Consider the following 21,928-nt stretch of genomic DNA (forward strand, 5'->3'; position numbering starts at 1 on the left):
TTCTTTGTTCGAAGATCAGCGGTGTGCTTACTTCGACTTGTGCTGGGTGTCGTTATGGTCTTTATCGCCCGACCGGCATTCTTCATGCGTACCGGGAAGATAATATTTCCCGTCGGCAGCAGCTTTGGTGCCGGTGGGACAAACGGGCATTACAGCCTTGGTGCCCGTTTCCTTGGCACCAGTTTCTTTTGCAATACTGGCAGCAAAGGACGGAGCAGCCGAAAGACCCATAAAAAGAATTGTAGAAATAATAATAGTATTACGCATTTATATATCCATTCTTAAAATTACGACAATTCATTCTTGGATATAAATAAAGGCGGAATAATGACTAATAAAGTAACTCATAATAGTGTAATTTTATTAGGATGGTGGTGTGTTGTTTTCTCCCAATACTTCGCCCGCCAGATATAGCGATCCGCCGATCAGGATACGCGGCGGAATTTCATCGGCTGGCCAGGTGTCGTGCAGAAGTTTCAGCGCATTGGCGACCGAGTGAACCGGTTCGGCTGACAATCCGGCCTTCTGGGCGGCGACAGCCAGCGCATCATTGGGTATACCCGCATCGCTGGATGGGATCGGCACGGTGAACACATGACGCGCCATGCCCGCAAAGGCCTCAAAATAGCCGACAGGGTCCTTGGTGTTGATCATGCCGGTAATCAGGAACAGCGGACGCGCATTGCGTTCTTCGAGATCGCCGAAGGCTTCCGCGATCACCGCGCCTGCGCCCGGATTATGTCCGCCGTCGAGCCAGATTTCCGAGGTTGGCGGTGCGAGATCGACAAGCGCCCCATGCGTCAGACGCTGCATGCGCGCCGGCCAGTCCACCACCATCAGCGCCTTTTCGACGGCCTTGTCGGGGATGTTGAAGCCCGCAAGCTGCACTGTTTCGATGGCAGCGGCGGCATTGGCAATCTGGTGACGACCGGGCAGGCGTGGAAGCGGCAGATCGATCAGCCCATCCTCGTTCTGGAAGATCATGCGGCCATGTTCTTCGAAGGCGAGGAAATCCTGACCATAGACCGAAACCGGACAACCGAGCCGGTCCGCGGTGGAAACAAGCACCTCGCGCGCCGCATCGAAAGGCTGAAAGCCGACGACGACCGGGCAATCCTTCTTGATGATCCCCGCCTTTTCGGCGGCGATCAGTTCCACACGGTCACCGAGATATGCCTGATGGTCAATGGAAACCGGCATGATCAGCGATACGGCAGGTTCGGGAATGACATTGGTGGCGTCGAAGCGTCCGCCCAGCCCGACTTCCATGATGACGACATCGGCTGGATGCTCGGCAAACAACACGAAGGCCACGGCGGTGAGGATTTCAAAGACGGTGATGTGCTGGCCGCCATTGGCGGCCGCGACGCGCTCAATGGCCTCGGCCAGAACGTCGTCCTCAACCAGCTGGCCACCACCCGGCGCAGCCAGACGATAACGCTCGTGCCAGTTGACCAGATGTGGGGAAGTGTGGACGTGGACGTCAAAGCCGCTAGCTTCCAGAATGGCGCGGCAGAAGGCAGTCGCTGATCCCTTGCCATTGGTTCCGGCAATATGGATCACGGGCGGCAGTTTGAGATGCGGATTGCCGAGCTTCTCCAACAGACCGCGAATGCGGTCCAGGGAGAGGTCAAATCCTTTCGGATGCAGTTGCATCAGCCGCTCGATAGCGGCAGCCGCCTTGCCTGCCACGATCTGGCTGCCCATATCAGGCCGCCTTGCTGCCAGTGTTGCTATCGGCGTCTGGTTTTGGCGCTACAGGACTGTCGGTGTTGGCCGGCTGCTTGGTCATGATCTTCAGGAGACGTGCAATCGTTTCCTTCAGTTCGGTGCGGGGAACAACCATGTCCACCATGCCGTGTTCCATCAGATATTCAGCACTCTGGAAACCTTCCGGCAGTTTTTCGCGGATGGTCTGTTCGATCACGCGCGGACCGGCAAAGCCGATCAGCGCGCCCGGCTCAGCAATATGAATGTCGCCCAGCATGGCGTAGGAAGCGGTCACGCCGCCCGTGGTCGGGTTGGTAAGCACGACGATGTAAGGCAGGCCTGCCTCTTTCAGCATTTCCACGGCAACGGTGGTGCGCGGGAGCTGCATCAGCGAGAGAATGCCTTCCTGCATGCGCGCGCCGCCCGATGCTGCGAACAGAACCAGCGGGCGCTTCAGCTCGATGGCTTTTTCAAAGCCCTGAATGATCGCCTCACCGGCACCCATGCCGAGCGAACCGCCCATGAAGCCGAAATCCTGCACGGTGGCGACAATCGGCAGACCTTCAATGGTGCCAAGGCCGTTGACGATGGCGTCGTCCATGCCGGTGCGGGTGCGGTAATCCTTGAGACGGTCGATATATTTCTTCTCGTCGCGGAATTTCAGCGGATCGACCGGCACTTTCGGCGCGTCGAGCGTGGTATATTCGCCATTGTCGAAGAAGAAGCGCAGGCGGTCCTTCGCCTTGATGCGCATGTGATGGCCCGAAGACGGGATCACGAACTGGTTGCTCTCCAGATCCTTGTGGAACACCATCTCGCCGGTGGACGGATCCTTGATCCAGAGGTTTTCCGGCATTTCGCGACGACCAAGCATCGAATTGATCTTCGGACGAACGTAGTTGGTGATCCAGTTCATGACGTTTGGTTCCGTTTCTTGTTCTTCGACGGCAAGCACTTCCGACAGAAAGTGCGGGCGCTTTTGCGCCCGCTTATGCGGAAAAGCAACTCTACCCGCTTAAATGGACGATTTATTGGGCGGCTTCAAGGCGTGTCGTGCGAACGCTTTGCGCCAGTGCACCGACAAGTTTGCTCACAGCGGCCACAGGATCGCCCTTAAGCGCGCCTTCCGGCGTCAGTTCGCCGGCCACCGCATTGACGATTGCCGTGCCGACGACGACGCCATCCGCATGGGCGGCAATGGCGGCAGCCTGTTCCGGCGTCTTGACGCCAAAGCCGACGCAGATCGGCAAATCGGTGCTCTTCTTGATGTGACGCACCGCGTCGCCGACGCGGGCCGTATCGGCAATGGCCGAGCCGGTGATACCGTTCATCGAGACATAATAGACGAAGCCCGACGAATTATGCAGAACCTTCGGCAGACGCTTGTCGTCGGTGGTCGGCGTGGTCAGGCGAATGAAGTTGATGCCCGCCTTCCTGGCCGGAACGCAAAGTTCCGCATCCATTTCCGACGGCAGATCGACAATGATCAGGCCATCAACGCCGGAAGCCTTGGCATCGGTCAGGAAGCGCTCGACGCCATAGATATAGATCGGATTGTAATAGCCCATCAGCACGATCGGGGTCGTGTCGTCTTCCTTGCGGAATTCGGCGGCCATATAAAGCGTCTTGGAAAGCGACTGCCCGGCTTTCAGCGCGCGCAGACCGGCAGCTTCGATGGCCGGGCCGTCCGCCATCGGATCGGAGAAAGCCATGCCAAGCTCGATCACATCGGCACCGGCCTTCGGCAGTTCCTTCATGACCTTGAGCGAAGTTTCGAGGTCGGGATCGCCGCCCATGAAATAGGTGACCAGCGCCGGACGGCCCTCGGTCTTCAATGCGGCGAATTTGGTGTCGATGCGAGTGGTCATACCGTGCCCCGTGGCAAAGTGCGCGCAAGATAATCGGCGATGGGTTTGCCGGACATGGCCGTCTCCATCCAAGCGCGCCGTTCAAAGTCAATAATTCCGAGTTCCCAGACGCAGGCCATCAGCAAGGGCTGTGCGGGCATGAATTCGATCTCGTCGCCGAGTTCGGACTGCCACAGCATTTCCGTTGCAATGCCGCCTTCCAGCCACCAGTGAAGCAGAAGCCAGAGGCTTTCCTCACCCTGATGGAGAATGGCGAAACCAGCGTCCAGATGCGGCAGGGCTTCAAGCCTTGCCGCAGCATTTGCGATCTGCCGGCGGGCAATGCCCACCGCAGCTTCGGCAAGCGGATTGGAAGGGTCCGCTTCGATGATGTTGAGCTTGATCGTCGCCGGGCCGCATTCCGTCAGCCCGTCGAACCAAGCGGCGCGCGGTCTGTAGGTGGAAGCGTCAGCGGCGTCTTTGCCCATTCTGTCCTCAGATATCCATGCCGAGAAGCTTGCCGACCGTGTGAACGTCCTTATCGCCACGGCCAGACAGGTTGACGATCATGATCTGGTCCTTGCCCATGGTTGGCGCCATCTTGACGGCCTGCGCAATGGCATGGGCGGATTCGAGCGCCGGAATGATGCCTTCGACGCGGGTTGCAAGCTGGAAGGCATCCAGTGCTTCCTGATCGAGGATCGGCACATAATCGACGCGACCCGAATCCTTCAACCAGGAATGTTCCGGGCCGACGCCCGGATAGTCGAGACCGGCGGAGACCGAATGGCCTTCGAGGATCTGGCCATCTTCGTTCTGGAGCAGATAGGTGCGATTGCCGTGCAGAACGCCGGGACGACCTGCGCTCATCGATGCGCAATGCTCGTCACCGTCCAGACCGTGACCGCCTGCCTCGACGCCGACGATCTTGACCGATGCGTCATCGAGGAAGGGATGGAACAGGCCGATGGCATTGGAACCGCCGCCGACAGCCGCGATGATGACATCCGGTAGACGGCCTTCCTGTTCGAGAATCTGCTGGCGCGCTTCCGTGCCGATGACCGACTGGAAGTCGCGAACCAGTTCCGGATAAGGATGCGGACCGGCAGCCGTGCCGATCAGGTAATAGGTGTCTTCAACATTCGTGACCCAGTCGCGAAGCGCTTCGTTCATCGCGTCCTTGAGCGTGCCGTTGCCAGCCGTAACCGGCTTCACTTCGGCACCCAGCAGCTTCATGCGGAACACATTCGGCTTCTGACGTTCAACGTCCGTCGCGCCCATATAGACCACGCAAGGCAGGCCGAAACGTGCAGCGACGGTTGCCGATGCCACACCATGCTGGCCAGCACCGGTTTCGGCGATGATGCGCGTCTTGCCCATGCGCTTGGCGAGCAGAATCTGACCGAGGCAGTTGTTGATTTTGTGGCTGCCGGTGTGGTTCAGGTCTTCGCGCTTGAAGTAGATTTTTGCACCGCCCAGATGCTTGGTCAGCCCTTCGGCATAATACAGCTTCGACGGGCGACCGGCATAATAGGTCGAAAGGGCGGAAAGCTCGGCCTTGAATTCAGGATCGTTCTTGGCCGTTTCATAGGCCTCCTGCAATTCGAGGATCAGCGGCATCAGCGTCTCGGCGACGAAACGTCCGCCGAAAATACCGAACATGCCCTCTTCGTCCGGGCCTGTCTTGTAGGAATTGGGTTCAACCGGCTTGTTCAACGCTTCAGCTCCGTCATGTTCAGGCGCGTTTTGCGGATGGTGACACATCCGCATCGGCGACAGCCTGGAAAAAATCTTCAATGAGACGCACGTCCTTAACGCCGGGTGCGCGCTCGACGCCGGACGATATGTCGATGCCCGGCGCGTGCGTCTCGTGCAGCGCCTCGGCAATATTGCCAGCGTTCAATCCACCGGAAAGCATGTAATCGACATCCGCGTCAAGCGCATCAAGCAGGGCCCAGTCGAAGGAAACCCCGTTGCCGCCCGGCAATTCCGATCCCTTCGGCGGCTTGGCGTCGAACAGGAAGCGGTCGGCAATGCCCTTATAGGGCGCGATGGCGGCCAGATCGTCGGCGCTGCGGATCGCAAAGGCTTTCATGACCGGCAGGCCGTAACGTTCCTTCACAAAGCGCACGCGCTCAGGCGTTTCATGGCCATGCAATTGCAGAATATCCGGTTTTACGGCGCTGACGATTTCATCCAGCGTCGCATCGTCGGCATCGACCGTCACGGCAACAGCTTTAGCGCGGCCAAGCGCGGCAGGGCGCAAAACGGCTGCGGCGTCCGGCGTGATATTGCGCGGGCTTTTGGGAAAAAAGATAAAGCCGATATGCGTCGCACCGCCGTTGAGAGCGGCAGCGACTGTATCAGGCGTTTTCAGCCCGCATATCTTGATATCCAAAACCATGGTTTCCCGTCGCACAAAACGGTGCGCTTCTCAAGCAGTTCGCAGCTATTCTCTGGCGGTATGTCCGTCAAAACCGCGTGCGATCAAGAAATCATACGCTTCCATGACCTCCATGGGAACCGCCTGCGCAATCTGGTAGCCTTTGGCGGGATAGTCCAGAATGCGCTCCAGATCGCCGGTCATCTCGTTGATGAGCATCTCCACCGGATAGGAAGGCGTCGGCTGTTCTTCAAAGGAAAGGAGCGGCGCCGTCACGCTTGCCTTTGCTTCCGGCCATTGCCGGGCGACGGTGGCATGCACGCGGCGCTGGGTCTGCGGCTTGGTGACGAAAATCGGGCTGATCACGCCGGGCAACATTTTTTCCAGCGAGAAGCGGATGTTTTCTCCGATATTGGTGGCGTTGGGCTCAATGGTGATTGCTTCTTCCGGCACACCACGCCGGACTGCGACTTCGGCAAATGCTTCCGCTTCGCTTGCAGGATAGAGATTTTCGGTCCAGTGACCGCTTTTGCCGGTGAAGATCACCAGGGGTGCCATGCCTTCAAGATAGAGATCGGCAGCGCGTTCGGCGACGCGCAGATCATAGCTGCCAAGGCCGATGATGACATCGGATGCCGGAATGGGATCGTAAATGCAGTGGTAGTCCCACAGCACCTTGGCGGCGGTCAGTATCGATCGGTTCATGTAAAGTCTATAGCCTGTAATGCGCTGCCATTTCGCTTCAGCCACGCCTTGCAGCGTTCCGTATCGGGGCAAAGCTCCTGACAGAGTTTCCAGAATTGCGGCCCATGATTCATCTCGATCAGATGCGCGACTTCATGCGCGACGAGATAGTTGATGACGGCCGGTGGCGCCATGCCGATCCGCCATGAAAAGGAAAGAACGCCATCGGAGGTGCACGACCCCCAGCGGCTCTTGGTGTCCTTGAAGCGGACGGCCTTGGCCTTGCGACCGACGCTTGCCGTGTGGCGGATGACGAGCGCCTCTATATCGCGCTTCACCTGCCCTTTAAGATAGTCTGCCAGACGGCGTGGCAGATGGGCGGGGTCGCCGTGAACCAGCAGCACATTGCCTTCAAGGAGGTCGACCGTGCCGCGTCCGGGCCGATGTGTAATCAGATGCGGCACGCCGCGGATCGGAATTTTCACGCCGGGGCGAACACCCGGCTGATCCGGCAATTTGGTGATGCGGCTTTCGATCCAGCCCTGATGGCGCTTGAGAAAACTCTGCACTTCGCGCTCGGGCAGTCCGGGCGGAACCGTGATGCGCAGGCCTTTTCCGCCAGCTTCGATGCGCAGCGTCAGCCGTTTGGCGCGCGGGTTTTCGAAGACACGCAATGACAGCTCGCGACCGGCCACCGCATGGATGCGTTCGCTCCGGACAGTTGCCGTATTGGCAGATGCCCTGTTGCCGCTGATTTGCCGAAGGAAGGATAAGCCCATCGCGCAAGAATAAGCGATTCGTGCGAAAAGCCAGACAAAAAAGCTGTTTTAAGCAAAACGGCGCGGAAAACCCGCGCCGTTTCAATAGTTTTCAAGCTGTTATCCGCGATCAAAGATCGGTGATGTCATTCTTGTTGCCCTTTGCTGGCGTCTTCTTGGCTGCAGCGCGACGCTCAGCCATGAAGCGGTCGAACTCTTCCTTGTCGCGTGCGCGGCGAAGCTCTGCGGCATAGGATTCGAATTCGGCGCGGGCTTCGTCAAGCTTGCGGCGCTCTTCGGCAAGACGGTTCAGTTCTTCGCGACGCCAGTCGTCGAAGGCTGCGTTGCCGGTTGCGCTGCCAAAGTTGAAGCTCTCGCTTTTGCGGCAGTTGCGGAAAGAACCGAACATGGAATCGGTCTTCTCGTTGACGCCGCGCTTGAACCCTTCGAGGCGGTCGCCCCAAAGAATATAGGCGAGCATGGCAAGGCCAAGCGGCCAGAAGAGAAAGAAGCCGAGCACCATCAGCGCAATCGTGGCTGGCGTCCATGCCGGTCGTATCAATGCGGAATTGGTCATGGTCTGCTCCATAAAATCAGGCCTGCCAGGTCCACATTATGCGGACATTTCGTGTTTGGCGGCTTGATTTCGAATTGGTGAGGGGATTGCGGCATTTCAAGCATGTCGCAATCCGATTCCAGTGCGATTCAGAGGGAGTCAGAGCTAACCAATGTGATTATCTCGAAATTTTTTTCCGAAAATGTTCGAGAAAAGTAACGGCAAGCCCGGCTATCAGGGCCCAGAAGGCCGAACCGACCCCGAAGAATGCCATGCCGGAGGCCGTCACAGCGAAAGTGATCGTGGCGGCAAGGCGCTCCGGTTCGTCCTTCAAGGCAAGCGACATGGCGTTGATGAACGGGCCGGTCAGGGCAAGACCGGCGACCAGCGCGATCAGCGTTGTCGGCAGCACGGCGAAGATCGCAACCAGCGATGCGCCGAACAAAGCGAACACAACATAGATTGCCGCATAGACCGGCCCGGTCAGCCAGCGCTTGGTGGGATCGGGATGGGCATCGGGATTGGTGCAAAGTGCTGCCGAAATCGCCGCCAGATTGGTGGTGGATGCACCGAACGGTGCCGACAGTATGGAAAACAGACCCGTCACGCGCAGGCAGGCGCTGGTCGGCGGTTCATAGCCGGATGCGCGCAGCACCGCAAAACCGGGCAGGTTCTGCGACGCCATGGTGACGAGATAGAGCGGCAAGGCGAGGCCGATCATCGCGCCCAAATGAAATTCCGGCCAGACGAGGGTGAGCGTCGAGATTTCCGGTGCGGGCAGGGTCGGCGAGCGGCCTGAAACAAGCGCGAAGATCATGCCAACCACCAGAACGGCGATGACTGCCAGCGACGGGTTGAAGAGGCGGATCAGGAAGAACAGCGCTACCAGCGGCAGCACGAAAACGGGATCGAAGGGAACAGTCTTGGCGGCGGCGATGACGAAGCTGAGCAGTACGCCCGCAAGCATGCCCGAGGCGACGGAGGCCGGTATGCGCGAGACCAGCACCGAAAGCTGGCGGATCAGTCCGGTCGCGATCAGCGCAATCGCCGTCACGATGAAGGCGCCGACGGCTTCCGCCATGGTGAAACCGGCGCTTGCGCCGATCAACGCCAGTCCGGGCGTCGACCATGCCGCGATGATCGGCATGCGATAGCGCGTGCTGAGCCAGGCTGAGGTGGCGGCGATGGAAAGACAAATGGCCGTGACCCAGCTCGCCGTTTCGGCCTGTGTGGCGCCCAGAACCTGTGCGGCGGCGATGATCAGCGCCAGCGTGCCGCCGAAGCCGACAATGGCCGCAACCGCCGATGACGCGATGACCGAAAAGCGCATGATGATGCCCCGTTATGCTGTTGTGGTCACACGTTCGGCCAAACCGGAGACCGTGCGGATGAGAAGATCGAGATCCTGCGGGCGTGACAGCCGGTGGTCGCCGTCGCGTACAAGCGTCAGCGTCACATCATCGACCGGCAGATGCTCCACCAGCGTCAGCGCGTGCTTGTACGGCACGTCCGGGTCCTGCATGCCTTGCAGAATATGGACCGGGCATCCGGTTTCGATAATGCCCTTGAGTACGAGGTTCTGGCGGCCGTCTTCGAGAAGCGCACGTGTGTAGACGTACGGATTGGGCGAATAGTCGGAAGGCTCTTCGAAATAACCCTTTTCCTGCAAGTCGCGCTTTTGGGCGTCAGAAAGGGTTGGCTCGACAAGCACCGCCGTGAAGTCGGGGGCGGGCGCAATCAACACGATGCCGGCGGGCTCCTTGCCTTCCTTCTTCAATTCCTGCGCCATTCGCAGCGCAATCCAGCCGCCCATGGACGAGCCGACGAGAATTTGCGGGCCTTTGGCATAATGGCGATAGACGGCAAGGCTTTCGTTGAGCCAGCGCGAAATCGTGCCCTGATTGAAATCGCCGCCGGATTCGCCGTGACCGGAATAGTCGAGCCGCAGCGCGCTATGGCCGGTCTTTTCGGCCCATTCATCGAGAACGAGGGCCTTGGTGCCGCGCATGTCGGAACGATAGCCACCTAACCAGACGACACCGGGCCGATTTTTACCCTCTCTGTGGCGAACGGCAATCTTCGCGCCGTCCACGTCAAGAAATTCTGGCTCCAGTTCTGGCCCCGCACTGCTCATCTGAGTCTCCTGATTGTTGGGATGACTTTTGCCATGTCTTGTCTGGCGAGGAAACCCGCGCGATCAGCCCAACCGCTTGGCAGCCCTTGAAATTGCAGGAAATGTGACCGATATGTCGCTTTCAGCCCCCGATTTAGCTCTTTATCAAGTGGGGGTGATTTTTCCTGTCAAAGATGCTATTGACTTCGCCGCTTGCTTGACGACATTTCCGCGATCAACTGCGGTTTGATCGGGGATATGTCGTGTGAGCGACAAAAGTTCTTGCCGTATGAACGTTAACAATCAGGAGATAACGACCATTCGCCGACCGTTCAGAGCGACGCCGGTCCAGAAAGACGGACCGCGCTCCAACCGTGACATCCGGGTTCCCCGGGTCCAGCTTATCGATGCCGAAGGCCAGAACCATGGTGATGTTTCCATTCAGGAAGCGATTGCTATGGCAGAGGAAGCGGGCCTCGATCTCGTTGAGATCGTGCCGAACGCAGAGCCTCCGGTTTGCAAGATCGTAGACCTTGGTAAGCTGAAGTATCAGAACCAGAAAAAGGCCGCCGAGGCACGCAAGAAGCAGAAAACGGTTGAAATCAAGGAAATCAAGATGCGACCGAACATCGACACTCATGATTATGAGGTGAAGATGAAGGCTGCCGTGCGTTTCTTTGAGGAAGGCGACAAGGTAAAGGTTACCTTGCGTTTCCGTGGCCGTGAAATGGCGCACCAGGAGCTCGGTATGAAGCTTCTGCAGCGTGTAAAAGAAGACACTGTCGAAATCGCGAAGGTCGAGTCCGAGCCGAAGCTCGAAGGCCGTCAGATGATGATGGTGCTTGCACCGCGCTGATTTTTCAGAATTGTCTTGGAAAAGCCGCCTTCGGGCGGTTTTTCTTTGCCGGAAATTTGCCCGCAATCGGATGGGCGGCAACCAATGTGGCAATCGTGGAACAATTATGAAGACGATAGGTGAATTGGGAAGATATCAGCAACGTCGCCGTCTGGCGATTGGCGTTGTGATTGCGCTGCTGGTGATCGCGCTGCTTTTCGTGCGCTCGGCCTGGGTCGGGCACGCGCATGAATATATTGAGGCGATCGGCATCAGCTTCATCGTCGCCGCGATTCTCGGGCGCCTGTGGTGCACGCTTTATATCGGCGGGCGCAAGAGCGCGGAAATCGTGCGCAGCGGTCCTTATTCGATCACGCGCAACCCGCTTTATGTGTTCAGCACCATCGGTGCGATGGGCATCGGCGCGCAGACGGGCAGTATCATCGTGGCAGCCGGCTTCGGCGTGCTTTGCTATATCGCCTTTTCCATCGTCATCCGCACAGAAGAAAAATTTCTGGAGCAGAATTTCGGCGAGCCTTACCGCGCTTATTGCCGTGAGGTTCCACGCTTCTTCCCGAAGTTTTCGATCTATAGCGACGACGCGACGGTCACGGTGAAGCCGGACCGGCTCTATCGTACTTTCATAGATGGGCTGGTATTCTTCGTAGCCTATCCGTTCTTCGAATTTATCGAGTACCTGCAGGACATCCATGTCTTGTCGGTTTTGTTGCGGCTTTATTGATCAATTTCGGTTGATTCAGCCATTGCGTTTTATGGGCTTTAAGCCTATAAGGCCGCGTTCGAACCGCCCGGCAGGGCATGCCGTGGCGGTTTCGTATGCTTTTCAGGCTTGGTCTGCCTGAAAGTAAAAACAGATTTCGGTCGGTTTCAGGCACGAACGCCTTCCATAACAAGAGGCGTGGAGTGCCGCAGGCACGACGGGGATCGCAATTAAGGAGTAGCAAAATGCCCAAGATGAAGACCAAATCGGCCGCGAAGAAGCGGTTCAAAATCACCGGCACTGGCAAAGTTGTAGCTGCGGCTGCAGGCAAGCGCCATGGCATGATCAAGCGCTCGAACAAGTTCATTCGCGATGCACGCGGCACCATGGTGCTCTCGGAAGCAGATGCGAAGATCGTAAAACAGTTCCTGCCTAACGGCCTCTAAGCCGCTGTCCTTTAAGGAGATCATGATATGGCACGCGTAAAACGCGGCGTTACCTCACACGCCAAGCACAAAAAAGTTCTCGATCAGGCTGCCGGTTTCCGCGGTCGTCGCAAGAACACCATCCGCACCGCCAAGGCTGCAGTTGACCGTTCGAAGCAGTATGCTTACCGCGACCGTAAGAATCGCAAGCGTACGTTCCGCGCGCTCTGGATCCAGCGCATCAATGCTGCTGTCCGCGAGCAGGGCCTGACCTATGGCCGTTTCATCGACGGTCTGGCCAAGGCTGGTATCGAAATCGACCGCAAGGTCCTGTCCGATATCGCAATCCACGAACCGGATGCATTCGGTGCGCTGGTTGCATCGGCAAAGAAGGCTCTTGAGTACCTCAAGAACACCGAAACGCCGAACGCTTTTGAAGGCGCTGTCCGCTAAGCCAGCCCTTCCCAAGTGACATTGTGAATTTGGGGAACCCGCGCTGGCTCGGCTGGCGCGGGTTTTTCTTTCTTATCTGGTGCCCGGTGCCGATATCGCCGATCAAGAGGCGTGGGTGTTGCAGGCGCGCAGGGAAATAGACAAGAGGCGTGGAGCGCCATCGGCGCGACAGGGAAGCAAACAAGAGGCGTGGAGTGCCAAAGGCACGACAGGGATGTAAACAAGAGGCGTCGAGTGTCCCTTGGACACGAGAGGGATATAGACAATGAGCGATCTTGAACAACTCGAACAAACGATCATGGGCGAAATCGCCGCCGCCAGCGATGAGCAGGCGATTGAAGCGGTCCGCGTCGCGGCACTGGGCAAGAAGGGCACGGTTTCCGAGAAGTTGAAACTGCTCGGCACCATGACGCCGGAAGAACGCCAGCTTCAGGGCCCGGCGATTAACGGCCTGAAGAACCGCGTCACCGATGCGCTGACGGAGCGCAAGTCTGCGCTGCGCAAGGCTGCGGTTGCGGCCCGTCTGGAACGCGAAAAAGTCGATGTGACGCTGCCGGTTCGTGAAAGCGCTGCCTCGCGCGGCCGCATTCATCCGATTTCGCAGGTGGTGGACGAAATCACGGCGATCTTCGCCGATATGGGTTTCTCGATTGCCGAAGGTCCGGATATCGAAACTGATTACTACAATTTCACCGCGCTGAATTTTTCGGAAGGGCACCCGGCGCGCGAGATGCACGACACGTTCTTCTTCAATCCGGATGAAAAGGGCGAGCGCAAGCTTCTGCGCACGCATACATCGCCGGTGCAGGTGCACACGATGGAGAAGTTTGCAGCGATCCGTGACAAGGAAGGCCGCGACGAGCCGATCCGCATCGTGATCCCGGGCAAAACCTATCGCATGGATTCCGACGCCACCCATTCGCCGATGTTCCATCAGGTCGAAGGTCTGGTCGTGGACAAGTCGGCCAATGTCGCCAACATGAAGTGGGTGCTGGAAGAGTTCTGCAAGGCGTTCTTCGAAGTGCCGTCGGTGACGATGCGCATGCGTCCGAGCTTCTTCCCGTTCACGGAACCATCTGTCGAAGTGGATATCCAGTGCGACCGCTCCGGCCCGCATGTGAAGTTCGGCGAGGGCAATGACTGGCTCGAAATTCTGGGCTGCGGCATGGTGCATCCGAATGTGCTGCGCGCTTCGGGTTATGACCCGGACGTCTATCAGGGCTTTGCCTGGGGCATGGGTATCGACCGCATCGCCATGCTGAAATACGGCATGCCGGATCTGCGCGCTTTCTTCGATGCCGATGTGCGCTGGATCAACCATTACGGTTTCCGTCCGCTCGATCTGCCGACGCTGTTTGGTGGCCTCAGCGCATGACGCAATTGCCCGAACCTTATCGCGATGCCGTGACTTTCGCCTTTGGCGATTCGCCGGAACTCGCCGATGAGCTGCTTGCGCTGGTTCTGGCAGGTCGCAAGACTGCGACCTGCGCCGCGCTTGCCTCATTCGGTGAAGACGGCGAGCCGATGCCGGTCATCGGTCGTCGCGATGTGGTTCTGGATGGTCTTGGCCGACCCGCTGCGGTGGTCGAAACCGTCGAACTGACGGTCTGCCGCTTTGATGAGGTTGATGCCGCATTTGCGGAACAGGAGGGCGAAGGCCCGCTGGAAGAATGGCGAAAGGGCCACGAAGCCTATTTTCGCCGCAACGGCGGCTTCTCTCCAGATATGGAATTGCTTTGCGAGCGCTTTCGCGTTGTCGAAGTGCTCAAACGCTGATTTTTAGGAAAGAACACGATCATGAAATTCACGCTTTCCTGGCTCAAGGATCACCTTGAAACCGATGCGACGCTCGACCAGATCGTCGAGAAGCTGACCGATATCGGTCTTGAAGTGGAATCGGTCGATGACCGCGCCGCCTTCAAGGCTTTCAAGATCGCCAAGGTGGTGAGCGCCACCCAGCATCCCGATGCCGACAAGCTGCGCGTGCTCTCCGTCGATACGGGCGATGGCAAGCCGGTACAGGTCGTTTGCGGCGCGCCGAATGCCCGCGCCGGTCTGGTCGGTGTTCTGGGCCGTCCGGGCGACTATGTGCCGGGTCTCGATGTCACGCTGTCGGTCGGCAAGATTCGCGGTGTCGAAAGTTTTGGCATGATGTGCTCCGAGCGTGAGCTGGAACTGTCCGACGAGCATAACGGCATTATCGATCTGCCAGAAAATGCACCGGTGGGCACAAGCTTTGCGGCCTATATGGGCCTTGACGATCCGATTATCGAAATCGGCCTCACGCCGAACCGCGCCGATTGCACCGGTATTCACGGCATTGCCCGCGATCTGGCAGCCGCCGGTCTCGGCACGCTGAAGAACACGCTGCCAGCCGCCGCCAAGGGCGAAGGCGAAACGCCGGTGAAGATCGTTCTCGATCAGGATGCGGAAAACCCGTTCTGCCTTGGCTTTGCGCTGCGCATGGTCAAGGGCGTGAAGAATGGCCCGAGCCCGAAATGGATGCAGCAGCGTCTGAAGGCAATCGGCCTGCGCCCGATCAATGCGCTGGTGGATATCACCAATTACGTGACCTTCGATCAGGGCCGTCCGCTGCATGTTTTCGACGCGGCCAAGGTCAAGGGCAATCTGACGGTGCGTGCGGCGCGTGAAGGCGAAACCATTCTGGCGCTCGACCAGCGTGAGTACAAGCTGAAGCCCGGCATTTACATCATTGCCGATGAAAACGGTCCCGAATCGATTGCGGGCATCATGGGTGGCGAGCATTCCGGTTGCGACGAGAACACGGTCGATGTGCTGATCGAATCCGCGCTTTGGGATGCGCGCATGATTGCACGCACGGGTCGCGAACTCGGCATCGTCACCGATGCGCGCTATCGGTTCGAGCGCGGCGTCGATCCGGAAATGATGGTTCCGGGTGCGGAAATTGCGACCCAGCTGGTGCTGGACCTGTGTGGCGGACAACCAACGGTTCTCGACGTTGTCGGTTACAAGGCGCCAGCTGCGCGCGTCATCGATTTCCCGGTCACGGAAGTAAAGCGCCTGACAGGTATCGAGGTTTCCTACGACGCTTCGCTCGATATCCTGAAGCGTCTCGGCTTCGGTGTCGAAGGCGATGGCAAGGTCATCAAGGCAACGGTGCCGACATGGCGTGGAGACGTGGAAGGCAAGGCCGACCTCGTTGAAGAAGTCATGCGTATTCACGGCATCAACCAGATCGAGCCGCAGCCGCTGCCAAACCATGGCGCCGTCAATGGCCGCATCCTGACCACCTTGCAGATTCGCACGCGTCATGCCCGCCGTATGCTCGCTTCGCGCGGCATGCTGGAAGCGGTGACCTATTCCTTCATTTCCGAAGCGCAGGCCAAGGCATTTGGCGGCGGCCAGCCGGAGCTGAAGCTTGCCAACCCGATTGCAGCCGACATGTCGGATATGCGTCCGTCGCTTCTGCCGGGCCTCTTGGCTGCGGCACAGCGCAATGCGGATCGCGGTTTTGGCGATATCGCTCTGTTCGAGGTTTCGGGCATCTATGAAGGCGACACGCCGGAGAAGCAGCGCCGTGTGGCCGGTGGTATCCGTCGCGGAACGGCGGGCGTTGAAGGCGCTGGCCGCTTCTGGTCGGGCAATGCGGCGACCGTTGGCGTGTTCGACGCCAAGGCCGATGCGCTGGCGGCGCTGGAAGCTGCCGGTGCGCCGGTTGATCGCATCCAGATCGAAGCCGGTGGACCGGAATGGTTCCATCCGGGCCGTTCCGGCACGCTGAAGCTCGGCCCCAAGGTCGTGCTTGGCTATTTCGGCGAGTTCCATCCGGACACGCTGGAAGCCCTCGACGTGTCGGGCAATCTCTGCGGCTTCGAAATCTATATCGATGCGATCCCTGAGCCGAAGGCAAAGGCGACCCGCACCAAGCCTGCGCTCAACCTGTCGCAGTTCCAGAGCCTCAAACGCGACTATGCTTTCGTGGTCGATGCCACCGTCGAGGCGGGCAATGTCGTGAAGGCGGTTTCGGCAGCCGACAAGAAGCTGATCGTCGGCGTTCAGGTGTTCGATATCTTCACCGGTGCATCGCTTGGCGAAGGCAAGAAGTCGATTGCGGTTGAAGTGCTGCTTCAGCCGCAGGACCGCACCCTGACCGACGAAGATCTGGACGCATTGTCGAAACAGGTTGTGGCAAGTGTCGCCAAACAGACCGGCGGCGTGCTGCGCGGATAAGCAAAAAGTAAAAAGCCCGGCTTCAAGCCGGGCTTTTTACTTTTGCGGGCATGGCGCGCATGGCCATGTCGATGATCTTTTGCACCGCGGCCCGCGAACTGCCGTCGCGCGCCTCATAGGAGAGGCTCTGCTGGATCGCGTGGTAGAATTCGCTCATCTGGGCGATGTCGGTTTCGGGCGGCAGGTCGCCCTCGCGCAAGGCGCGTTGCAGGCGCTTGGAAAGCAGGTCCTGATTGGTGTGGCGAATGGCTGTCAGGAATTCCTTGACCGGGACGTTCTCCGGTTTGCACTGGATCGAGCTGACGCTGATCATGCAGCCGCCAGCAGGACACGCAAAAGCGCTGTCTGCGCTCAATTCAAGCCAGAGGCGTATGCCGTCCTGAATGGTGGCGGCGACTTCCAAAGCTCTGAAGGGGGCAGCGCCGATGGTGCGTCGGTAAAAATCCACGGCCTCGCGGAAAGCCAGCTCCTTATTGCCGAAAGCGGCATAGAAGCTCGGCGGCGTAATGCCTATGGCTGCCGTGAAATCGCTGATCTGGGCGCATTCATAGCCTTTGGCCCAGAAAACTTTCATGACCTTGTCCAGCGCAGCATCGCGATCGAAACTGCGCGGGCGACCGCGCGAAACCATTTTTCCTCCCTTTCTGTAGTCTGTCTTATATAATTCTCTTGACGCGCTCGAACAAGTCGATATGAATTATATAATCATTATTACATAAATAGGATTCGTCTCCATGAACGATTCGTGCGATTCTGCCCTTGCGGCGGAGGGGACGGTTGCGTCCCGTAAAGAGGCGCGGGCAATACCGCTGGTTGTCTATTGTCTCAGTCTCGGCGTTTTTGCGCTGACGACCTCCGAACTGATGATTTCGGGCATGATGCCCTCGCTTCAGGAAGCTTTTGGCCGCTCCATTGCCGATATCGGCAATCTGATTTCGCTCTATGCCTTGGGCATGATGGTCGGCGGTCCGCTGGTAACGGTGCTGTTTCTGGCCCTGAAGATCGAGAACAAGCGCGGACTGCTCGGCCTTTTGATCTTCTATGCGCTCGCGCAGAGCGTTGCCGCCTCCACCAGCAATTTCCAGGTGCTTCTGGCCGCCCGCGTGCTGACCGGCATGGCCGCCGCAACCAGTTTCGGCCTCATGCTCGCCATTACGGCGCAACTCGTCGCGCCGGAACTGCGCGGCCGGGCATCCTCGCTGGTCTTTGCCGGATTGATGCTCTGCACCGTGCTGGGCGTGCCGATTGCAACGGCGATCACCAATGCGTTCGGCTGGCGCGCCAGCTTCTGGAGCATCGTGGTGCTGATTCTGCTTTGTGCGCTGGTCATCGCGCTGAAGATCGAAACGACCCGTGACGGACCGCAGGCCGATCTGCGGTCGGAGCTGGCGGAAATGCGCAAGCCAAAACTCTGGGCGGCCTATGCCACCAGCGCGCTGGTCATCGGCTCGTCTTTTGCGGTTTACAGCTATCTGTCGCCGATCACCGTGGAATTGGCCGGATTTTCGGCCATGCAGGTTCCGTTCCTGCTCGCCGTCTATGGTGCGGCCAACATCGTCGGCAACTATGTTTCCGGTCGCTTTGCCGATCGGCACACGATCATGACGATCTTTGCAGGTCTTGTGGTGATGCTTGCAGCCATGCTGATCTTCGCGCTTTTCGCCGAACTCAAGCCTGCCGCAATCCTCGCCATCGTGATGATCGGCCTGACCGGCATTGCCTTGAACCCGGCTTTCGTGGCGCGTGTGATGCGCATTGCCCATCCCGGCGCATTGGTGAATGCAATGCACGCATCGGTTATCAATATCGGCCTCGGCCTTGGTCCATGGATCGGCGGTCTGGCGATGGAAGCGGGATATGGTCTCCACGCGCCACTGTGGGTTGGCTTCGCCATGACACTGGCCGGGCTGTTGACGCTTGCGCCGCCAGCCTTGCGGCGGATGTGAATTTACGCCTTTTTGGAAAGAACGCCTGTAACGGGATTTTTCCTTTTGTCTTTCGGTCAAACATGTCATCGATTACCACCGGTCACGAAATCGATGATAGTGTTCAGCCGCGAAACTAAAGGAAATGGCATGTTCCGTTGGGGTATTCTTTCCACCGCCAAAATCGGCGTCACGCAGGTGATTCCCGCATTGGCCGCGTCGGATAATGGCGTGGTCCATGCGATAGCGAGCCGCGATCACGCGCGTGCCCGCGCCGTGGCCGACCGTTTCGGTGCCCCGCTTGCCTTCGGCTCCTATGAGGAATTGCTGGCCAGCGATCAGGTGGACGGCGTTTATATCCCGCTGCCGACATCGCAGCATATCGAATGGACGATCAAGGCGGCGGAAGCCGGCAAGCATGTGCTGTGTGAAAAGCCGATAGCGCTGAAAGCCGACGATATCGACCAGCTCATCGCCGCACGCGACAAGCACAAGGTCACAATCGCCGAGGCCTTCATGGTCTATTACCATCCGCAATGGATCAAGGTGCGCGCATTGCTGGCCGAAGGCGCCATCGGCACGTTGCGCCATGTTCAGGGCGCTTTCAGCTATTTCAACGTCGATCCCGGCAATATGCGCAATCAGCCCGACCTCGGCGGCGGCGCGTTGCCGGATATCGGCGTTTATCCGACGGTCGTAACCCGCATGGTCACGGGCAAGGAGCCGCTCTCCGTGCAGGCTTCCGTCGAAATCGACCCGAATTTCGGCACTGACCGCTATGCCAATGTCGCGGCCCGATTCGACGGCTTCGACATGACTTTCTATGTAGCGACGCAGCTTGCCGGGCGTCAGTTCATGGTTTTCCACGGCGACAAGGGCTTCATCGAGGTTCATGCGCCGTTCAACACCGGCAAATATGGCCATAGCCGCGTGACGCTCAACGACGCAGGCCATACGGAAGCGACGGAATGGTCGTTTTCGGACGTAAACCATTATCAGTTGCAGGCGCAAAATTTTGTGCGCGTCGTACAGGGCGAGGATGTAGCCTTGTTTTCATTGGAGAATTCCAAGGCCAATCAGCGCGTCATCGACGCGATCTATCGGGCGGGCAAAAATAATGGTTTCGTAGACCTATAGGTTCCCTGTAGGGATCGTCCGGATAAAGACCTGTCAGATTAGCCGGGAAGGAATTTATGACTGTCCGGCTGTTCTGACTTGCAGTGAAAAAGCGCCTTTCTTATATACGCCTCGCACAGGGCTTCGATGACAGGCCGAGGGGTCTTGAAAAAACCTCCGGAAACCCAACCTTGAAGCGGGCATTGTGAAAAACCGTAGGAGCCGCCCATGGAACGCTCGGTAGAGGTCTTGGCGGTTTGCTGAATGGAGAGAAATATGGCTAAAGTTATTGGTATCGATCTGGGAACGACCAACTCCTGCGTCGCCGTTATGGACGGTAAGAGCGCGAAGGTCATCGAGAATGCCGAAGGCGCCCGCACGACGCCTTCCATCATTGCTTTCACCGATAGTGACGAACGTCTCGCTGGTCAGCCTGCGAAACGTCAGGCCGTCACCAATCCGGAAGGCACCCTGTTTGCAGTCAAGCGCCTGATCGGTCGCCGTTTCGACGATCCGATGGTCACCAAGGACAAGGATCTCGTCCCTTACAAGATCGTCAAGGGCGACAATGGCGATGCCTGGGTAGAAGTTCACGGGAAGAAGTATTCGCCATCGCAGGTTTCCGCGATGATCCTTCAGAAAATGAAGGAAACGGCTGAATCTTACCTCGGCGAAACCGTCACGCAGGCCGTTATCACGGTTCCGGCTTACTTCAACGACGCCCAGCGTCAGGCCACCAAGGACGCTGGCAAGATTGCCGGTCTGGAAGTGCTGCGCATCATCAACGAGCCGACCGCTGCTGCGCTCGCCTATGGTCTCGACAAGAGCGAAGGCAAGACTATTGCCGTATACGATCTTGGCGGCGGCACCTTCGACGTGTCGGTGCTTGAGATCGGTGACGGCGTGTTCGAAGTGAAGTCCACCAACGGTGACACGTTCCTCGGCGGTGAAGACTTCGACATGCACATCGTCGACTACATGATCACCGAGTTCAAGAAGGAAAGCGGCATCGATCTGAAGAACGACAAGCTTGCTCTGCAGCGCCTCAAGGAAGCTGCCGAAAAGGCCAAGATTGAACTGTCGGCTGCCCAGCAGACCGAAATCAACCTGCCGTTCATCACCGCTGACGCAACGGGTCCGAAGCATCTGGCCATCAAGCTGTCGCGCGCCAAGTTCGAAAGCCTTGTCGAAGACCTCGTCAAGCGCACGATTGAGCCGTGCAAGGCCGCTCTGAAGGATGCCGGTCTCAAGGCTGGTGAAATCGACGAAGTGGTTCTGGTCGGCGGCATGACCCGCATGCCCAAGATCCAGGAAGTCGTGAAGGCCTTCTTCGGCAAGGAACCGCACAAGGGCGTGAACCCGGATGAAGTCGTCGCCATGGGCGCGGCCATTCAGGGCGGCGTTCTGCAGGGCGACGTCAAGGACGTTCTGCTGCTCGACGTGACCCCGCTGTCGCTCGGCATCGAAACGCTCGGTGGCGTGTTCACCCGTCTGATCGACCGCAACACGACCATCCCGACCAAGAAGTCGCAGACCTTCTCCACTGCCGAAGACAATCAGTCGGCTGTGACGATCCGCGTCTTCCAGGGCGAGCGTGAAATGGCTGCCGACAACAAGATCCTCGGCCAGTTCGACCTCGTGGGCATTCCGCCTGCACCGCGTGGCGTGCCGCAGATCGAAGTGACCTTCGACATCGACGCCAACGGTATCGTCAACGTATCGGCCAAGGATAAGGGCACCGGCAAGGAGCACCAGATCCGCATTCAGGCTTCGGGCGGTCTGTCGGATGCCGACATCGAAAAGATGGTCAAGGACGCCGAGGCCAATGCCGACGCCGACAAGAAGCGCCGCGATGCCGTTGAAGCCAAGAACCAGGCCGAAAGCCTGATCCACTCGACGGAAAAGTCGCTGAAGGATTACGGCGACAAGGTCTCGGAAGACGACAAGCAGGCCATCGAAGGCGCGATCGCTGCGCTCAAGACCTCGCTTGAAGGTGACGATGCCGAAGACATCAAGGCCAAGACCCAGACGCTCGCTGAAACGGCGATGAAGCTCGGTCAGGCCATGTATGAGGCAGCGCAGGCTTCTGAAGGTGCGGACGCCGAAGGCGGCGAGCAGGCTTCGTCCAAGGACGATGTCGTTGACGCCGACTATGAAGAAATCGACGACGACAAGAAGAAGTCGTAATCA

Annotated in this window: 24 protein-coding genes; 10 read left to right on the forward strand and 14 right to left on the reverse strand. The window is 58.5% G+C overall.

What is annotated here, in order from left to right; genetic code table 11:
- Nucleotides 1-27: 27 nt before the first annotated feature.
- From ABWW11_RS01100 to ABWW11_RS01160, 13 genes are all read right to left on the reverse strand, one after another.
- Entirely contained in the window at nt 28-267 is a 240-nt protein-coding gene (locus tag ABWW11_RS01100; RefSeq protein ID WP_124915141.1) for a hypothetical protein, read from the reverse strand.
- A gap of 96 nt (nt 268-363) precedes the next feature.
- Nucleotides 364-1,656, reverse strand: a complete 1,293-nt coding sequence (locus ABWW11_RS01105) for a bifunctional folylpolyglutamate synthase/dihydrofolate synthase (RefSeq protein WP_413464707.1) — start codon at nt 1,654-1,656, stop codon at nt 364-366.
- A gap of 52 nt (nt 1,657-1,708) precedes the next feature.
- Entirely contained in the window at nt 1,709-2,626 is a 918-nt protein-coding gene (gene accD, locus ABWW11_RS01110; protein WP_109370341.1) for an acetyl-CoA carboxylase, carboxyltransferase subunit beta, read from the reverse strand.
- Between the two features lie 112 nt (nt 2,627-2,738).
- Nucleotides 2,739-3,578 (reverse strand): tryptophan synthase subunit alpha, encoded by an 840-nt coding sequence (gene trpA / locus ABWW11_RS01115; RefSeq protein ID WP_109370055.1) that lies wholly within the window; start codon nt 3,576-3,578, stop codon nt 2,739-2,741.
- A complete protein-coding gene (locus ABWW11_RS01120) occupies nt 3,575-4,045 on the reverse strand; it encodes a hypothetical protein (RefSeq protein ID WP_109370056.1) in 471 nt (156 codons plus the stop codon). Before ABWW11_RS01120 ends, trpA begins: the two co-directional genes overlap by 4 nt.
- Before the next feature lie 7 nt (nt 4,046-4,052).
- Nucleotides 4,053-5,273 (reverse strand): tryptophan synthase subunit beta, encoded by a 1,221-nt coding sequence (trpB, locus tag ABWW11_RS01125; RefSeq protein ID WP_109370342.1) that lies wholly within the window; start codon nt 5,271-5,273, stop codon nt 4,053-4,055.
- A gap of 19 nt (nt 5,274-5,292) precedes the next feature.
- Complete coding sequence (locus ABWW11_RS01130) at nt 5,293-5,961, reverse strand: phosphoribosylanthranilate isomerase (RefSeq protein ID WP_109370057.1); 669 nt, start codon at nt 5,959-5,961, stop codon at nt 5,293-5,295.
- Between the two features lie 45 nt (nt 5,962-6,006).
- Nucleotides 6,007-6,645, reverse strand: coding sequence for a YdcF family protein (locus ABWW11_RS01135; protein ID WP_109370058.1), 639 nt, complete (start codon nt 6,643-6,645; stop codon nt 6,007-6,009).
- Entirely contained in the window at nt 6,642-7,403 is a 762-nt protein-coding gene (locus ABWW11_RS01140) for a M48 family metallopeptidase (protein ID WP_109370059.1), read from the reverse strand. The genes ABWW11_RS01135 and ABWW11_RS01140 overlap by 4 nt, the downstream gene beginning before the upstream one ends.
- Nucleotides 7,404-7,512: 109 nt before the next feature.
- Nucleotides 7,513-7,959: a DUF2852 domain-containing protein gene (locus tag ABWW11_RS01145; RefSeq protein ID WP_109370060.1), complete on the reverse strand. Its 447-nt coding sequence runs from the start codon at nt 7,957-7,959 to the stop codon at nt 7,513-7,515.
- A 157-nt stretch (nt 7,960-8,116) separates the two neighbouring features.
- Complete coding sequence (locus ABWW11_RS01150) at nt 8,117-9,268, reverse strand: benzoate/H(+) symporter BenE family transporter (RefSeq protein WP_109370061.1); 1,152 nt, start codon at nt 9,266-9,268, stop codon at nt 8,117-8,119.
- A 12-nt stretch (nt 9,269-9,280) separates the two neighbouring features.
- Complete coding sequence (locus ABWW11_RS01155; RefSeq protein WP_109370062.1) at nt 9,281-10,072, reverse strand: alpha/beta hydrolase; 792 nt, start codon at nt 10,070-10,072, stop codon at nt 9,281-9,283.
- 214 nt (nt 10,073-10,286) lie between these two features.
- Nucleotides 10,287-10,478: a hypothetical protein gene (locus ABWW11_RS01160; protein WP_319080802.1), complete on the reverse strand. Its 192-nt coding sequence runs from the start codon at nt 10,476-10,478 to the stop codon at nt 10,287-10,289.
- Between ABWW11_RS01160 and infC the strand changes: the two genes are divergently transcribed.
- From infC to pheT, 7 genes are all read left to right on the forward strand, one after another.
- Nucleotides 10,455-10,907 (forward strand): translation initiation factor IF-3, encoded by a 453-nt coding sequence (gene infC, locus ABWW11_RS01165; RefSeq protein ID WP_318282644.1) that lies wholly within the window; start codon nt 10,455-10,457, stop codon nt 10,905-10,907. The genes ABWW11_RS01160 and infC overlap by 24 nt on opposite strands.
- 106 nt (nt 10,908-11,013) lie before the next feature.
- Nucleotides 11,014-11,628 (forward strand): methyltransferase family protein, encoded by a 615-nt coding sequence (locus tag ABWW11_RS01170; RefSeq protein ID WP_109370063.1) that lies wholly within the window; start codon nt 11,014-11,016, stop codon nt 11,626-11,628.
- A gap of 224 nt (nt 11,629-11,852) precedes the next feature.
- Nucleotides 11,853-12,053, forward strand: coding sequence for a 50S ribosomal protein L35 (gene rpmI / locus ABWW11_RS01175; protein ID WP_024898386.1), 201 nt, complete (start codon nt 11,853-11,855; stop codon nt 12,051-12,053).
- A 27-nt stretch (nt 12,054-12,080) separates the two neighbouring features.
- On the forward strand, nt 12,081-12,485 hold the full coding sequence (gene rplT / locus ABWW11_RS01180; protein ID WP_105543029.1) for a 50S ribosomal protein L20: 405 nt from the start codon (nt 12,081-12,083) through the stop codon (nt 12,483-12,485).
- A 265-nt stretch (nt 12,486-12,750) separates the two neighbouring features.
- The gene (gene pheS, locus ABWW11_RS01185; protein WP_319080796.1) at nt 12,751-13,860 is read left to right on the forward strand and encodes a phenylalanine--tRNA ligase subunit alpha; all 1,110 of its coding nucleotides are present in this window, start codon (nt 12,751-12,753) and stop codon (nt 13,858-13,860) included.
- The gene (locus ABWW11_RS01190) at nt 13,857-14,261 is read left to right on the forward strand and encodes an ASCH domain-containing protein (RefSeq protein WP_109370065.1); all 405 of its coding nucleotides are present in this window, start codon (nt 13,857-13,859) and stop codon (nt 14,259-14,261) included. The genes pheS and ABWW11_RS01190 overlap by 4 nt, the downstream gene beginning before the upstream one ends.
- 21 nt (nt 14,262-14,282) lie before the next feature.
- Nucleotides 14,283-16,697 carry a phenylalanine--tRNA ligase subunit beta gene (gene pheT / locus ABWW11_RS01195; RefSeq protein WP_109370066.1) on the forward strand — a complete coding sequence of 805 codons (2,415 nt, stop codon included), beginning with the start codon at nt 14,283-14,285 and terminating at the stop codon, nt 16,695-16,697.
- Between the two features lie 22 nt (nt 16,698-16,719).
- Here pheT and ABWW11_RS01200 read toward each other — a convergent pair whose 3' ends face one another.
- A complete protein-coding gene (locus tag ABWW11_RS01200) occupies nt 16,720-17,328 on the reverse strand; it encodes a TetR/AcrR family transcriptional regulator (protein WP_109370067.1) in 609 nt (202 codons plus the stop codon).
- Between the two features lie 103 nt (nt 17,329-17,431).
- On the opposite strand from ABWW11_RS01200, the gene ABWW11_RS01205 reads away from it, so the two are divergent.
- The 3 genes from ABWW11_RS01205 to dnaK all read left to right on the forward strand — a co-directional run bounded on the left by ABWW11_RS01205 (nt 17,432) and on the right by dnaK (nt 21,925).
- A complete protein-coding gene (locus ABWW11_RS01205) occupies nt 17,432-18,643 on the forward strand; it encodes an MFS transporter (RefSeq protein ID WP_109370068.1) in 1,212 nt (403 codons plus the stop codon).
- Between the two features lie 129 nt (nt 18,644-18,772).
- The gene (locus tag ABWW11_RS01210) at nt 18,773-19,759 is read left to right on the forward strand and encodes a Gfo/Idh/MocA family protein (RefSeq protein ID WP_109370069.1); all 987 of its coding nucleotides are present in this window, start codon (nt 18,773-18,775) and stop codon (nt 19,757-19,759) included.
- A gap of 255 nt (nt 19,760-20,014) precedes the next feature.
- The gene (gene dnaK / locus ABWW11_RS01215; RefSeq protein ID WP_109370070.1) at nt 20,015-21,925 is read left to right on the forward strand and encodes a molecular chaperone DnaK; all 1,911 of its coding nucleotides are present in this window, start codon (nt 20,015-20,017) and stop codon (nt 21,923-21,925) included.
- The last annotated feature ends 3 nt before the right edge of the window (nt 21,926-21,928 follow it).

It is taken from the genome of Brucella sp. NBRC 113783, from assembly GCF_040372265.1.
In the GTDB taxonomy this organism is placed as follows: Bacteria; Pseudomonadota; Alphaproteobacteria; order Rhizobiales; family Rhizobiaceae; genus Brucella; species Brucella teleogrylli.